This is a genomic window from Micromonospora sp. AB353 (assembly GCF_049538395.1).
GTDB lineage: Bacteria > Actinomycetota > Actinomycetes > Mycobacteriales > Micromonosporaceae > Micromonospora > Micromonospora aurantiaca.
Genome location: NZ_JBMVFV010000004.1, coordinates 108,227 through 123,060 on the forward strand (window position 1 = coordinate 108,227; position 14,834 = coordinate 123,060).

The following is a 14,834-nucleotide window of genomic DNA, read 5'->3' on the forward strand; positions in this document are numbered from 1 at the left end:
CGCCCTCCGTCAGCCCGGCGAGCGCACACCCCCACGGGCGCGGGCCGGCAGGACCACCCAGGCGAGGACCACGCTCGCGACAAAAACCACGAGAAGGTACGCACCGAGTGTAGCCAGAGCGATACTCGCATATCCGGCGATCAGCCCGATTGCCAGCAGCAGCGAACGCCCCGGCCAGCCCAGCGTGGCCGCGTGCAGCGGCGGTGCCGACTGCCGCTTCTCCAGCCGGGCCGTCAGGTCGTAGTGGTGCAGCGTCAGCACCAGGACGTACCCGAAGATCAGCCACGCGGGTGCCCGGCCCGCCACGCCGACCGCGATGGCGAACAGGTACTCGGCGGCCCGCAACGCAGCAGGCACCAGCCAGTCCAGCGACCCGTCGTGCGGCGACCGCGAGCCCTGCGCGGCCCCCAGCAGCAGCACCAGCGCGAGCACCGGCACCCAGACCGGCAGGTCGCCGCCGCCGTGCACCGCGAGCAGCGCCCACACCAGCGTCCCCGCCGCGCCGAGCGCGCCGAGCACCGCCAGCAGCAGCGGCCGACGCGCGGTCGGCAGCGTCCGCGCCAGCAGGCCGTCGTCCCGGTGCAGACCCGCGTCCACAGTAGTAAGCACCGGCACCCGCATCCACCGCGCCCGCAAGGTCCGCAACCCCCCGGTGTACGCGAACGCCAGCGTCCCCCAGACCAGCACCGCGACCAGCGCCACCAGCGGCCCGAACAGCGCGGCGGCGATCGCGATGAGCGCCCACCGCTCACCGATCGGGAACACCACAGTGCGCTTCAGCCAGTACGACACCGAGCCGGTGTCCGCCTGCACCCGCGTCGACGCCGCGTTCAGCTTCCCGCCGATGCCGCCCGCGTCGGCGGTCACCACCTTCGGCCGCCGGGCCGCCTCGTCGTGCAGCGCGCCGTACCAGGTGTCGGTCATGTGCCGCACGGTCTGCAACGTCATCGCGGCCAGCGCCAGCGCCCAGCCGTACCGGAACCCGGCGTGCGTGGCGCCGAAGCCCAGACCCGCGTAGACCACGTACTCCTTGAACCGGTCGGCCATCGTGTCCAGCCAGCCACCCCAGGCGCTGAAGTGCCGGGTGTAGCGGGCGAGCTGCCCGTCCACGCAGTCGAGCACGAAACCCAGGTAGAGCAGGACCGCGCCGGCCACCAGCGCGGGCCGTCCACCCGTGCCGAACAGCACCGCCGCGGCCACCGCGAACGCCACTGAGATCATGGTGACCCCGGTCGGGCCGATCCCGACCCGGGCCGCCGCCTTCGTGACGTACGGCGACCAGGTGCTGACGAAGTACGTGGTGAAGAAGTCGTCCCGCTCCTTCACCGACAGCTTCAACTCGGCGCGGTCCTCGTCGACGGCGGCCACCGCCGACTCGGCCGCCGCCCGCTGCGCCTCGTCGCCGACCCGGTGCGCCACGAGCAGACGTACCCGATGGGCGAAGATCAGCGTGCCGCGGGCGGCGAGGCCGGCCACGAGCCGGTCCACCGCGCCCAGCGGCCCGCCGCCCCCGGCGCGGCGGGCGGCGTCGGCGAGCGCGGGCAGGTCGGCCGCGCCCACCCGCAGCGCGCCGCCGAACACGCCGCTCGGATCGGCGGCGCCGACCTCGACCACCTGCCCGCGTTCCTCGCGCACCGTGGCCTGCCCGGGAGCGGGCGGATCGGTGAGCACCAGCGCCACCGTCGGCCCCACCGGGCTGGTCGCGAGGTGCTTGAGTACGGCGGTGTGCGCCACCAGGTCGGTGCCGCTCACCAGCACCGGGCCGGTCGCGCCGGCCACCAGGTCGGCCAGCTCGGTCAGGTCGGCGGCGATACGCACGTCGTCCGCCCCGGCCCGGCGCCACTGCGCGGCCAGCCGCTCGGTGAGCGGTTCCCCGTTGACCCGGCCCGCCGGCTCGACCGGGTGGGCCGGCGGCTCGGTGAGGTGGCCCGCCGCCGGTTCGGCGGCGAGCACGATCGCGAGCGTCACCGCTTCGCCGCGTCGGCGTAGGCCGCCAGCGCCTCGTCGATCGTCCCGTCGACGATCAGCCGTCCGGCGTCGAGGTACAGCCCCCGACGGCAGAACCGGGTGAGGTCCTTGTCGTTGTGTGACACCAGCACCAGCGTGCGCCCTTCCGCGAGAAGTCGCTCGATGGTCGCATAGCACTTCGCGCGGAACTCCGCGTCCCCGACCGCTGTCACCTCGTCCACAAGCAGCACCGGGTGCGGCAGGTGCGCGATCACCGCGAAGCCCAGCCGTACCTTCATCCCCGACGAGTAGTGCCGCACCGAGGTGTCGATGGCGCGTTCCACCTGCTCACCGGCGAACGAGACGATCTCGTCGAAGTGTTCCCGCAGGTACGCCGACGACAGCCCGTGCAGCCCGCCCACCAGGTACAGGTTCTCCCGGCCGGTCAGGTCGCCGGAGAACCCGGCGGACAGTTCGAGCAGCGGCGCCACCCGGCCGTGCACCCGGATCGAGCCCTCGTCCGGGATGAGCACGCCGGCGATCAGCCGCAGCAGCGTGCTCTTGCCGGTGCCGTTGCGCCCCACCACGCCCACCGTCTCGCCCGGTTCGATCCGGAACGACAGGTCACGCAGCGGCCAGAACCGGCCCGCGTCCGGGTCGCGGGCGCCCCGGTGCACGATCAGCTCCCGCAGCCGCAGCTGACGGCGCCGGTTGCGGACGAACCGGATGCCGAGCCCGTCCGCCTCGATGATCGGGGCCATTCAGAGTTCCTTCAGCACTGCCGGTTCGAGGCGGTGGAACGCCCACCAGCCGAACGCCAGCACCAGCACGCTGCCGGTCACCGTGATGATGAGCAGCCGGGCGTCGGGGAACTCGTCCGGGTACCAGACCGCGTGGTGCAGTTGAAAGATTCCGACCAGCGGGTTCAGCTCGTACCCGATCTTGAGCCAGCCCGGCATGCCCGACTCCCGTACCAGGTCGAGCGGATAGATGATCGGGGTCGCGTAGAACAGCAGCCGGATGATCAACCGCATGGTGCGTTCGATGTCGCGCATCAGCACGTTTCCCGCCGACAGCAGCAACGCCAGGCCCACCAGCAGCACGAACTGCACCGCCACCGCCAGCGGCAGGGCGAGCAGGCTCCAGCCGGGGCGGATCCTCCCCTGGCTCGCGTAGATCGCCGCGACGGCGGCCAGGATCGGCAGCCCGGCCAGGTACTCGGCGAACCGGCCGGTGACCCGCCCGATCGGAAAGATCGGCCGGGGCAGGTTCATCGTGGTGATCAGCCGGGACTGCCCGGTGAGCGCGTTCGCGGCCTCGGTCAGCGCCGAACTCGCCCACATCCAGGCGAAGATGCCGGTGATCAGGAACAGCGGATACGACCCGGCCGCCTCGCCCAGGTGCCGCCGGGTCGCGCCGGAGTAGAGCACGCCGAAGACGAACCAGTAGATCAGGCCCATGCCGAGCGGCTCGATCAGCGACCAGAAGTAGCCCAGCACCGACTGCTGGTACTTCACCGCGAGATCCCGGCGGACCAGGATGCGCAGCGAGGTGCGGGCGGACCAGAGCGCCGCGACGCCTGACGTCACCGCATGATGGTCGCTTTGTCAGTAGCGCTCCCGGGCCGGGTGCGGGCCGGGATCACCCCAACGGGGTCAGCACTCGATCACGTTGACGGCGAGCCCGCCCCGCGCGGTCTCCTTGTACTTGACCTTCATGTCCGCGCCGGTCTCCCGCATGGTCTTGATGACCTTGTCCAGCGACACGTGGTGCACCCCGTCGCCCCGCAACGCCAGCCGGGCCGCGGTGATCGCCTTGATGCTCGCCACCGCGTTGCGCTCGATGCACGGGATCTGCACCAGGCCACCCACCGGATCGCAGGTCAGCCCCAGGTTGTGCTCCATGCCGATCTCGGCGGCGTTCTCCACCTGCTCCGGCGTACCGCCGAGCGCCTCGGCCAGCCCGGCCGCCGCCATCGAGCACGCCGAACCCACCTCGCCCTGGCAGCCCACCTCGGCCCCGGAGATCGACGCGTTCTCCTTGAACAGCACACCGATCGCACCGGCCGCCAGCAGGAACCGGACCACGCCCTCCTCGGAGGCGCCCGGCACGAAGCGGGCGTAGTAGTGCAGCACCGCCGGGATGATCCCGGCAGCCCCGTTCGTCGGCGCGGTGACCACCCGCCCGCCGGCCGCGTTCTCCTCGTTGACCGCCAGCGCGAACAACGTCACCCAGTCCATCGCGCGCAACGGATCCCCGCTGCCGGTCTCCGCCTCCAGGCCGCGCCGCATCTCCGCCGCGCGCCGCCGGACCTTCAACCCACCCGGCAGTACGCCGTCACGGGTGCAGCCGTTCTCCACGCACTCGCGCATCACCCGCCAGATCTCCAGCAGCCCCGCCCGCACGTCCGCCTCGCTACGCCAGGCCAGCTCGTTGGCGAGCATCACCTCACTGATCGACAGGCCGGTCTCCGAGGTGACAGTGAGCAGCTCCGCGCCGGTGAGGAACGGGTGCCGTACCCGGGTCGTGTCCGCCTTGATCCGGTCCGCCCCGGCCGCCGCCTCGTCCACCACGAACCCGCCACCGACCGAGTAGTACGTGCGCGTCCGCACCTCGTTCCCGGCCGCGTCGTACGCCGCGAACGTCATCCCGTTCGGGTGGTACGGCAACGATCGCCGGCGATGCAGCACCAGATCCGCGTCCGGGTCGAAGTCGATCCCCTGACTGCCGAACAGGTCGAGCCGCCGCTGCGTACGGATCCGCTCCACCCGCGGCCCGACCGAGTCGGTGTCGACGGTCTCCGGGACCTCACCCTCCAGCCCCAGCAGCACCGCCCGGTCACTGCCGTGCCCGTGCCCGGTCGCGCCGAGCGAACCGAACAACTCCGCCCGTACCCGCGCCACATCGGCGAGCTGCCCGTCGGCCTTCAGACCCGCCACGAACGTACGGGCAGCCCGCATCGGCCCGACGGTGTGCGAGCTGGACGGCCCGATACCGACGCTGAAAAGATCGAAAACACTGATCATGTGCTGTTTCCTCGCCGTCGTCCCCGTTGTGCGGATCCGAGCCGGTGCGTAGGTGCCGCGCCCGCCGGGCGGGTAGACGGCCGGCGCCCGGGGTGGGGGCGCCCGACCGGCGAGCCTACCTCGCCCCCGTGAATACCCGCCCCCACTCCACGCCATGCCCGGCCTTGTTGCGCGCGGTCCGCCCCACCCTCCACCGCTCCGTCCGAGCCGGCTTCCGGGGCGGCCACCTCAAGATCGCCCCCACTCCCCCATCGATCTTGGAGTTCTGGCACCCGGAATCGACGTCTTTGCGGCATACACGAACTGCCACAACTCCAAGATCGCCACCCCCAGCCCTGCCGCGGGCGCTCCCGACTCCCGGCTCTCGGGCCCCCGGCGAGATCTTGGTACGAAACGGCCCCCATAGGGGCACTTTCCTACCAAGATCTCTACCGATCCCACTACGCGGAATGCTTGTCTCACCAGACGGATGGCGTTCGACGCAGCAGCCAGCCGAACGAGGAGCCCTCGCCCTAGTCCACCCCACAACTCCCGCGATCTTGCAGTTGTGGCCTTCACCAATGGCGCGAATCGGGCACAACGAGGGCCCTAAGTGCAAGATCGCGGAGGCGGAGGCGGAGGCGGAGGCGGAGGCGAGGGCGGGGGCGGGAGCCGGGAAGCCGGGAGCCGCCCGCGGCGGGGCTGGGTGCGGGCGGGTCGGGGTCGGAGCGGGCGGGCTGGGTGGGCTGGGGAGCCTCTGCGGACAACCAGGTGGGTGCGTCGGTGGGGAGGGGCCGGGGTAAGCACCTACGGGTGCCCGGGTCGCCGATCCTCCTCGGGGCTGAGGGCGCGGCGCGTACCCCTTTCTACCGTGGAATCAGCGCGGCGGATCGCCGCAGAAGTGGGAGACGACGATGAGTCGCAAACTGGTCCGGCCCCGCCAGGGGCGCATGATCGCCGGTGTCTGCGCCGGCCTGGGGCAGCGGTTCGGCATGTCGGCCGGCATGGTCCGGCTGCTGTTCCTGCTGTCGCTGCTGCTGCCCGGCACGCAGGTGATCATCTACCTGGTCCTGTGGATTCTGATGCCGAACGAGGACCGCTACCTCGCCACCCGCTGACGCGGCACGAGCCGGGACGCCGGCCCACACGCGACGCGCCCGCCCCGGATCCTCGGGGCGGGCGCGCGGTGTCAGAGCAGGAAGGTCAGGGTGCCGTGTAGGTGACTGTCACCTTCTCGTATCCGAGGGAGCGCAGCAGCCCTTCGAGCATCTTGCGGGTGTTCTCCTCGGCGCGGGCGGTGAGCCCGCTGTCCCGGGCGGCGGCGGTGATCCGGTCCTCGGCGAGCTTGTAGACCTGCTGCTGCCGGTTCGGGTCGCCGGCCACCAGGTCGTTGAGCCGGTTGATCAGGCCGCGCTGCTCGGCGAACACGTAGCTCTTGTCCATGTCCAGATCGGTCTCGCCGAGCTGCGGCGCGGGCAGCTTGATCTCGGCGGTCTTGCCGTCCTCGGAGACCACCACGGCGCCGTCGGCGATCTTCGTGAAGTCGACGTACGCCTCGACCCGGCCCGCCCCGACGAACAGCGTGCGCTCGTTGAGCAGGAAGTCGGGCACGTTGCGCCTGTCGTTCTGCACGTCCACCACGACCTGGAAGTTGCCCTCGGCGGCGACGTAGCGGCTCAGGTCACGGATCGACTTGAGCAGCGGCGGCTGGCTTCGGTCGGTCTGCTCCTTGGCGAACGGGTTGCGGAAGTCGGGCAGCAGACCGGTGGCCTGCACGCCGAGCAGCACCACCACCGCCAGCGCCGCCGCGCCGAGCACCCAGAGCAGGCCGCGCGCCGCACCGCCGCCCGACGCCGGGGCGCCCGGACCGGGGTCCGGATCGGGCGAGCCCTCCGCCCGGTCGCGAAGGGACTCGCTGGTGGGGTAGTCCGGGAACTCCCGGGTGGGCTCGTTGATGTCACCGTCGCGGGCCATCGCCCTCACCGTCCTCGTCCGACACATCGACTGACAATGACGGTACGGCCACCGTGCGACAGCCGCTCGCCGAGCGCCTCGATCGGGTGAAACCGCAGGTCAGGCGAACGCGGACACGCCCGTCAGCCGCTGGCCGATGACGAGCTGGTGGATCTCGGAGGTGCCCTCGTAGGTGAGCACGCTCTCCAGGTTGTTGGCGTGCCGCATCACCGGGTACTCCCCCGAGACGCCGTTGGCACCGAGGATCGTGCGGCACTGCCGGGCGATGGCGAGCGCCTCGCGGACGTTGTTCAGCTTGCCCACGCTCACCTGGTCGGGCCGCAGCGTGCCCGCGTCGGCGAGGCGGCCCAGGTGCAGCGCGAGCAGCATGCCCTTGTTCCACTCGACCGCCATGTCGGCGAGCTTGGCCTGGGTGAGCTGGAACCCGGCGAGCGGACGGCCGAACTGGGTGCGCGTGGTCGCGTACTCCAGGGCGGTCTCCAGGCAATCGCGGGCCGCGCCGAGCGCGCCCCAGACGATGCCGTGCCGGGCCTCGGTCAGGCACCCCAGCGGCGCCTTGAGCCCGATCGCCTCGGGCAGTCGCGCGTCGGCCGGCAGCCGGACGTCGTCGAGCGCGATCTCGCCGGTCACTGACGCGCGCAGCGACATCTTGTGCCGGATCTCGCGCGCCGTCACCCCCGGCGTGTCCATCGGTACGGCGAAGCCGCGCACCCCGTCGTCGGTACGCGCCCAGATCACACCCACGTCGGCGATCGGCGCGTTGGTGATCCACAATTTGCTGCCGGTGAGGATCCAGTCGTCGCCGTCGCGGCGGGCCCGGGTGGCCATCGAGGCGGGATCGGAGCCGTGGTCGGGTTCGGTGAGCCCGAAACAGCCGATCGCCTCGCCTGCTGCCATGGCGGGCAGCCAGCGCTGCTTCTGCTCCTCGCTGCCGTAGCGCCAGATGGCGTACATGGCCAGCGAGCCCTGCACCGACACCAGGGACCGGACGCCGGAGTCGCCGGCCTCCAGTTCCAGGCAGGCCAGCCCGTACGCGACGGCGGAGGAGCCGGCGCAGCCGTACCCGGTCAGGTGCATGCCGAGCAGGCCGAGCTTGCCGAACTCGCGGGCCAGTTCGCGGGCCGGGACCTGGCCGTCCTCGTACCAGCCGGCGACGTGCGGGCGTACCCGGTCGGTCACGAGCCGGCGCACGACGGTGCGGATCTGCCGCTCCTCGTCGCTGAGCGACGCATCGATGTCGAGCAGGTCGAGAGGAGTCATGGCGTCACCTTAACCAAGACTCAGGGAGGCGTCACTCGCCCTGGTCACCGAGCACGAGCACCCGCGCGTGGATCTGGTTGCGCTGCTGGAGCGCCGCGCGCAGCGCCCGGTGCAGGCCGTCCTCCAGGTAGAGGCCGCCGTTCCACTGGACGACGTGCGGGAAGAGGTCGCCGTAGAAGGTGGAGTCCTCCGCGAGCAGCTTGTCCAGCGCGAGTTCGCGCTTGGTGGTGATGAGCTGGTCAAGCCGCAGCGGGCGCGGCGGAATCTCGGCCCACTGCTTCAGCGTGAGGTTGTGCTCCGGGTAGGGACGCCCGTCCCGGACCGCCCTGAAGATCACGGCGTGCTCTCCTCCCCAGGCCAGGCTGACAATGTGGATGTCAGCCTAACCGCTCAGGTCCACCGTCCCCGCCGCACCACATCCTGCACCGGACGCCGCCCTCGGCGCAGCGACGGTGACCGGTGGTCGACAGCTCGGTAACCTACTGTGATCGCACCGATCGGGTGCAGTTCCGGCGGTACCCCGAACGCCTCCCGGTACGCCCCGATGCGCTGCGGCGGGATGCCGAAGAAGCAGGCGCCCAGCCCTTCGTCGACGGCGGTGAGCAGCATCAGCAGCGCCGCGAAGCCGGTGTCCACGTACCAGTAGGGCACCGGCCAGCGGTCCTCGGCGCGGTCCGCCCAGCCCTTGTCCGCCTCGGCGTAGCGGTCCAGGTAGGCGTCGCGGTTCGCGTGCGGCACCACGATCAGCGGCGCCCGGCGCATCCCGGCCAGCCAGCGTTCCCGGCCGCCGCCACCGGGCGTGGTGGCAGCCCAGAACCGTTCCCGGTCCTCGGGTTCCTCCAGCACCAGGAAGCCCCAGCCCTGCGAGAACCCGGCCGACGGGGCCCGGACGGCGTGGTCGAGCAGCCGGTCCACCACCTCCGGCGGCACCGGCCGGTCGGGGTCGTAGTTGCGCACCATCCGGCGGCGCCGGACGACCTCGGCGAACTCCACGCTCAGACCTCCGGGCGGACGCCCCAGGCGCCCCGCCAGGTCTGCCCCGGCTCGAGCATGATCAGGTCCTTGCCGGAGCGGAACGCGTCGGGCGGGCAGGTCATCGGCTCCACCGCCACGGACCGGCGGTGCCGTTCCCCGCCGAGGGTGTCGCCGGTGAACACCTGCCACCAGCCGAACTCGCGGTCCGCCCAGATCCGCAGCCCGGACGAGCCGTCCGGCGCGCTGAGCACCACCGCCGAGCCGCCGTCGGCGTCCCGCTCGACGTCACCGAACGCGGTGTCGAGCACCAGGTCGCCGATCGGGCGCGGGCTGGTGAAGTCGAACTCGGAGCCGGTCACCTCGGCGGCGGCGACCGGCAGCAGGCGGCTGTCCACCAGCACACGCCGCCGGGCCGGCAGATGCAGCCGCAGCTCGTCCACGCCGACCTTGGGCAGCTGGAGGTAGGGGTGGACGGAGAAGCCGAACGGCGCGGGCTCGTCGGCGAGGTTCGTCGCCTCGTGCTCGGCCCGCAGGCCGTCCGGGCCGACGCTCCACCGGGCCCGTAGCCGCAGCGCCCACGGGTAGCCGGGGCTCGGCGGCAGGTCGTAGCCGATGGTCACGCTGTCCGCCGACTGCTCGATCGGCTGCCACCGCACCCAGTTCACCAGGCCGTGCAGGGCGTTGTGCCGTTCCGGCTCGGTGAGGTCGAGCTGAAACGACCGCTCCCCGACCGTGTAGACGCCGTCCCGGATGCGGTTCGGCCAGGGCGCCAGCACCTGCCCGGCCGAGCCGGGGCAGACCTCGTCCTCGGCGTACCCGTCGAGGTGGTCCACGCCGTCGTAGCGGTAGGCCCGCAGCCCGCCGCCCACCTCGACCACGACGGCCTCGTGGCCGCCGGCCGCGATGGTCCACTGTGTACCGGACGGTGGCTGCGCGTCGATCCCCATGTCGGCGACCCTACCGTCAGTGGCGCTCCTCGGCGGGGGTGGTCGAGCGATAGCGCAGCAGCGCCGGGAACGCCACCACCAGCAGCACCGCGAGTACGGCGGCGGCGAGACCGCCACCGACCATGGCGAAGCCCGTGCCGAAGGCGGCGGCCGTCGCACCGGCGCGCAGGTCGCCCAGGCGCGGGCCACCGGCCACCACGACCGTGTTCACGCCCTGGAGACGGCCCCGCATCCGGTCCGGCGCGTAGACCAGCAGCATCGACTGGCGCAGCGTGGCGCTGACCAGGTCGGCGGCGCCGGCGACGCCCAGCAGCACCACTGCCACCCACAACTGACCGGCCAGCCCGGCGAGCGCGATCGCCACGCCCCAGCCGACCACCGCCACGGTGAGCGCGAGGCCCTGGCGGCGGACCCGGCCGATCCAGCCGGAGGTCAGGCCGCCCAGCATCGCGCCGATGGCGATGGAGCTGTACAGCCAGCCCACCGCCGACGCGCCGCCGAAGCGTTCCTGCGCCAGCTCCGGGAACAGCGCCCGCGGCATGGCCAGGATCATCGCGATCAGGTCGATGGCGAAGGAGAGCAGCAACACCCGCGTGGTGGCCAGGTAGCGGAAGCCGTCGACGATGCTGGCGAAGCCGGCCTTGCGGACGCCGCCGTCCGGGTCCGGCGTGGGCGGCATCGCGGGCAGCCGCAGCGTGGCCCAGAGCGCCGCCGTGTACAGCAGCGCGTCCGCCGCGTACGCGATGGGCAGCGCCACCTCGACCTGCCAGGCGGCGAAGATCAGGCCGGCGGCGAGCGGGCCGAAGACGGCGGCGGCGGTGAACGTGGTGAAGTTCAGCGTGGTGGCCGCCGGGACCAGCTCGGCCGGCACGAGCCGGGGCAGGATCGCGCTGCGGGCCGGCGAGGTGATCGCGAAGGCGGTCGACTGGAGGGCGACGAGCAGCAGGAGCAGCAGCGGGCTGCGCACGCCGGCCAGCGACTGCACCAGCAGCCCGAGCGTCGAGGCCCAGAGCACACAGCCGCCGACGAGCAGCACCCGGCGGCGGTCCCGGGCGTCGGCGACCGCGCCGCCCCACAACCCGAAGAGCAGCAACGGTACGAAGCCCGCGATGCCGAGCAGACCGACCCAGAGCGAGCCGCCGGTCAGGTCGAACATCTCCACCGGCACCGCCACGGCGGTGAACTGGAAGCCGAACATGGCGATCGCGTTGCCGGTCCAGACCCGCCGGTACGCGGGCACGCGCAGCGGGCGCAGGTCGATCGCCCAGCGGCGCGCACCCCGCCGCCGGGCCTGCGTGACGTCGGTCACGGTGCGAGCCGCTCGACGACGAAGACCCCGTCCCCGGTACGCCGGAAGCGCAGCCGGTCGTGCAGCCGGCTGGCCCGGCCCTGCCAGAACTCGACGGTCTCCGGGCGGACCCGGAACCCGCCCCAGTGCGGCGGCGCGGGGATCGGGTCCACGTCGGCGAACCGCTCGGCCGCCGCCCGGTACGCCTCGTCGAGCGCGGCCCGGTCCGGCACCACCGCCGACTGGGCGCTGGCCCACGCCCCGAGCTGCGACCCGCGCGGCCGGCCGGCGAAGTACGCCTGCGTCTCGGCCCGGTCCACCTGCTCGACCCGGCCGGTCACCGTCACCTGCCGCTGCATCGGGAACCACGGGAACACCAGGCTGGCCCACGGGTTCCCGGTCACCTCGGTGCCCTTGCGCGAACCGTGGTTGGTGTAGAAGACGAAGCCCTCCGGGTCGTACCCCTTGAGCAGCACGGTGCGCCCGCTGGGCCGGCCCCGGCCGTCGGCGGTGCCGAGCACCATCGCGTTCGGCTCCGGCAGCGGATGAGCAACCGCGTCGGCGAACCAGCGGGCGAACTGGGTGTGCCAGTCCGGCGCCAGATCCGTCTCGGTCAGGCCCAGGTCGGCGGCGTACTCGTTACGCATACCGGCCGGGGCGGGTGTGTCGCCTGTCACTGTGGTAGTCCCTCTCCCGGGCGTGCCGGCGTCCCCCGACGCTGGCCAGGCCCCGGTACCCAGTCTTCTCCCTCTCTCACCGACGTCCAGCGGCGGGGATGTCGCGTGGCGCACAGTGGCTGTGGGTCGCGCAGCTTGTTACCCAGCGGGCAAGATGTTCCGAACCACATCCCTGAAGGGTCGCCTGAGCTGCGGGGCTCGATCAGCCCGCCCGGGCGCGCCGAGCCGAAGCCAGGAGACGACATGTCCGATTTCAAACCGGGCCTGGAGGGCGTCGTAGCCTTCGAGACCGAGATCGCCGAACCCGACCGCGCGGGGGGTTCACTGCGCTACCGGGGCGTGGACATCGAGGACCTGATCGGCCAGGTCTCGTTCGGCAACGTCTGGGCGCTGCTGGTGGACGGCCGGTTCGGCCCGGGCCTGCCGCCGGCCGAGCCGTTCCCGGTGCCGGTGCACTCCGGTGACATCCGCGTCGACGTGCAGTCCGCGGTCGCCATGCTGGCGCCGTACTGGGGGCTCAACCAGCTTCTCGACATCTCCGACGAGCAGGCCCGCGAGGACCTGGCCCGGGTGTCGGTCACCGCGCTGTCCTTCGTCGCCCAGTCGGCGCGCGGCCTGGGCCTGCCGGCCGTGCCGCAGAAGGAGATCGACAAGGCGGAGACCATCGTCGAGCGGTTCATGAAGCGCTGGCGGGGTGAGCCCGACCCGCGGCACGTCAAGGCCGTCGACGCGTACTTCATCTCGGCCGCCGAGCACGGCCTGAACGCCTCCACCTTCACCGCCCGGATCGTCGCCTCCACCGGCGCGGACGCCGCTGCCTGCATCTCCTCCGGCATCGGCGCGCTCTCCGGCCCGCTGCACGGCGGCGCCCCGTCCCGGGTGCTCAGCATGTTGGAGGCGGTCGAGCGCAGCGGCGACGCCGACGGGTACGTCAAGGGCGTCCTCGACCGGGGCGAGCGGCTGATGGGCTTCGGCCACCGGGTCTACCGGGCCGAGGACCCGCGCGCCCGCGTGCTGCGGCGTACCGCCAAGGAGCTGGGCGCGCCCCGCTTCGAGGTCGCCGAGGCGCTGGAGAAGGCCGCGCTGGCCGAGCTGCAGGCCCGCCGCCCGGACCGCGTCCTCGCCACCAACGTCGAGTTCTGGTCGGCCGTGGTGCTGGACTTCGCCGAGGTGCCGGCGCACATGTTCACCTCGATGTTCACCTGCGCCCGGATGGGCGGCTGGTCCGCGCACATCCTGGAGCAGAAGAAGCTGCAGCGGCTGGTCCGGCCGTCGGCCACGTACGTCGGCCACGGCCCGCGCAAGCCGCAGCAGGTCGAGGGCTGGGACGCTATCCCGCACGGCGTCTGAGGTGTAAGGAAGGGGCCCCGCTTAACGCCTCCGGTAGAGGCGGGGCCCCTTCTTAACGCCCGCCTCCGTGCCCACGAGGTGCTGCGCCGCTGTGGCGCACGACTCAGCGCCGACAGTGGGACCAGCCGCCGGTCCGGCCCGCCCGGGTGGGAGGATGAAGGCCGGCAGCGCTGCCGGCCGGGTTCGGACCCCGGCCGCCCCGTGCGCCCGGCGCACGCCCGGCCATCGGTCCGCGCCCGCACCAAGGGCCCGTCCCGCCCACGCGGAAGGATCGAGACAACCGTGGCTGACGCACCGACCATCCGGATTCCCGACGAGATCAGGCCCGCCGACGGACGATTCGGCTGCGGCCCGTCCAAGGTCCGTCCGGCCGCGGTCTCCGCCCTCTCCGACGTCGCCACCAGCTACCTGGGCACGTCGCACCGGCAGAAGACGGTCCGCGACCAGGTGTCCCGGCTGCGCCGCGGCCTGGCCGAGTTCTTCTCCCTGCCCGAGGGGTACGAGGTGGTGCTCGGCAACGGCGGCACCACCGCGTTCTGGGAGGTCGCCACGTTCGGTCTGATCCGCGACCGGGCCCAGTTCGCCAGCTTCGGCGAGTTCGGTGCCAAGTTCGCCAAGTCGGTCAAGGACGCACCGTTCCTCGGTGAGCCGACGGTGCGCAAGTCCGACGCGGGCAGCGCCCCGACGCTCGTGGCCGAGGCCGGCGTGGACGTCTACGCCACCCCGCACAACGAGACCTCCACCGGTGTCGCGGTGCCGATCAGCCGCGTCGCGGGCGCCGACGAGGGCTCGCTGCTGCTGGTCGACGCCACCTCCGGCGCGGGCGGCCTGGACGTGGACGTCGCCCAGACCGACGTCTACTACTTCGCGCCGCAGAAGTGCTTCGGCTCCGACGGCGGGCTCTGGCTGGCCCTGATGTCGCCGGCCGCGCTGGCCCGGGCCACCGAGGTCAAGGAGTCGGGCCGCTACATCCCGGCCTTCCTCGACCTGGTCACCGCGATCGACAACTCGCGGCTGGAGCAGACGTACAACACCCCGGCGCTGGCGACCATCTTCCTGGCCGCGGAGCAGACCGACTGGATGAACTCGCAGGGCGGGCTGGCCTGGGCGGCCAAGCGCACCGCCGAGAGCGCCGGCATCGTGTACGGCTGGGCCGAGCGCTCGTCGTTCGCCACGCCGTTCGTGTCGGACCCGGCGCTGCGGTCCAACGTGGTCGCCACCATCGACTTCGCCGACGAGGTGGACGCCACGGCGATCGCCAAGGCGCTGCGCGCCAACGGCATCGTCGACACCGAGCCGTACCGCAAGCTGGGTCGCAACCAGCTGCGGGTGGCACTGTTCCCGGCCGTCGAGCCGGCCGACGTCGAGGCGCTCACCGCGTCCATCGACTACGTGGTAGAGCGACTCTGAT

Annotated in this window: 14 protein-coding genes; 3 read left to right on the forward strand and 11 right to left on the reverse strand. The window is 72.4% G+C overall.

The features are described from left to right. Window positions 1-9: 9 nt before the first annotated feature. The 4 genes from ACPCK6_RS03445 to ACPCK6_RS03460 form a co-directional block, all read right to left on the reverse strand. Window positions 10-1,968, reverse strand: coding sequence for a DUF5941 domain-containing protein (locus tag ACPCK6_RS03445; protein WP_423480315.1), 1,959 nt, complete (start codon window positions 1,966-1,968; stop codon window positions 10-12). Then, complete coding sequence (locus tag ACPCK6_RS03450; RefSeq protein WP_030503547.1) at window positions 1,965-2,708, reverse strand: ABC transporter ATP-binding protein; 744 nt, start codon at window positions 2,706-2,708, stop codon at window positions 1,965-1,967. The genes ACPCK6_RS03445 and ACPCK6_RS03450 overlap by 4 nt, the downstream gene beginning before the upstream one ends. Then, entirely contained in the window at window positions 2,709-3,536 is an 828-nt protein-coding gene (locus tag ACPCK6_RS03455) for an ABC transporter permease (protein ID WP_423480316.1), read from the reverse strand. A gap of 66 nt (window positions 3,537-3,602) precedes the next feature. Beyond that, entirely contained in the window at window positions 3,603-4,973 is a 1,371-nt protein-coding gene (locus ACPCK6_RS03460) for an L-serine ammonia-lyase (protein ID WP_396882108.1), read from the reverse strand. Window positions 4,974-5,866: 893 nt separating this feature from the next. Here ACPCK6_RS03460 and ACPCK6_RS03465 point away from each other — a divergent pair. Further along, window positions 5,867-6,070 (forward strand): PspC domain-containing protein, encoded by a 204-nt coding sequence (locus ACPCK6_RS03465; RefSeq protein WP_396882107.1) that lies wholly within the window; start codon window positions 5,867-5,869, stop codon window positions 6,068-6,070. A gap of 85 nt (window positions 6,071-6,155) precedes the next feature. On the opposite strand, the gene ACPCK6_RS03470 is transcribed toward ACPCK6_RS03465, so the two are convergent. From ACPCK6_RS03470 to pdxH, 7 genes are all read right to left on the reverse strand, one after another. After that, the gene (locus tag ACPCK6_RS03470) at window positions 6,156-6,926 is read right to left on the reverse strand and encodes a DUF4230 domain-containing protein (protein WP_396882106.1); all 771 of its coding nucleotides are present in this window, start codon (window positions 6,924-6,926) and stop codon (window positions 6,156-6,158) included. A 99-nt stretch (window positions 6,927-7,025) separates the two neighbouring features. Further along, the gene (locus ACPCK6_RS03475) at window positions 7,026-8,186 is read right to left on the reverse strand and encodes an acyl-CoA dehydrogenase family protein (RefSeq protein ID WP_423480317.1); all 1,161 of its coding nucleotides are present in this window, start codon (window positions 8,184-8,186) and stop codon (window positions 7,026-7,028) included. 31 nt (window positions 8,187-8,217) lie between these two features. Next, window positions 8,218-8,523, reverse strand: a complete 306-nt coding sequence (locus tag ACPCK6_RS03480) for a type II toxin-antitoxin system VapB family antitoxin (protein WP_013283726.1) — start codon at window positions 8,521-8,523, stop codon at window positions 8,218-8,220. Window positions 8,524-8,576: 53 nt separating this feature from the next. Next, window positions 8,577-9,179 carry a nitroreductase family protein gene (locus ACPCK6_RS03485; protein WP_396882104.1) on the reverse strand — a complete coding sequence of 201 codons (603 nt, stop codon included), beginning with the start codon at window positions 9,177-9,179 and terminating at the stop codon, window positions 8,577-8,579. A 2-nt stretch (window positions 9,180-9,181) separates the two neighbouring features. After that, window positions 9,182-10,108, reverse strand: coding sequence for an aldose 1-epimerase family protein (locus tag ACPCK6_RS03490; protein WP_396882103.1), 927 nt, complete (start codon window positions 10,106-10,108; stop codon window positions 9,182-9,184). Window positions 10,109-10,124: 16 nt separating this feature from the next. Continuing rightward, window positions 10,125-11,417, reverse strand: a complete 1,293-nt coding sequence (locus ACPCK6_RS03495) for an MFS transporter (RefSeq protein WP_318332067.1) — start codon at window positions 11,415-11,417, stop codon at window positions 10,125-10,127. Continuing rightward, window positions 11,414-12,043, reverse strand: coding sequence for a pyridoxamine 5'-phosphate oxidase (gene pdxH / locus ACPCK6_RS03500; protein WP_396882194.1), 630 nt, complete (start codon window positions 12,041-12,043; stop codon window positions 11,414-11,416). Before pdxH ends, ACPCK6_RS03495 begins: the two co-directional genes overlap by 4 nt. A 273-nt stretch (window positions 12,044-12,316) precedes the next feature. Between pdxH and ACPCK6_RS03505 the strand changes: the two genes are divergently transcribed. Further along, window positions 12,317-13,423 carry a citrate synthase 2 gene (locus ACPCK6_RS03505; RefSeq protein ID WP_013283721.1) on the forward strand — a complete coding sequence of 369 codons (1,107 nt, stop codon included), beginning with the start codon at window positions 12,317-12,319 and terminating at the stop codon, window positions 13,421-13,423. A 282-nt stretch (window positions 13,424-13,705) separates the two neighbouring features. After that, a complete protein-coding gene (serC, locus tag ACPCK6_RS03510) occupies window positions 13,706-14,833 on the forward strand; it encodes a phosphoserine transaminase (RefSeq protein WP_396882102.1) in 1,128 nt (375 codons plus the stop codon). Window position 14,834 lies beyond the last annotated feature (1 nt).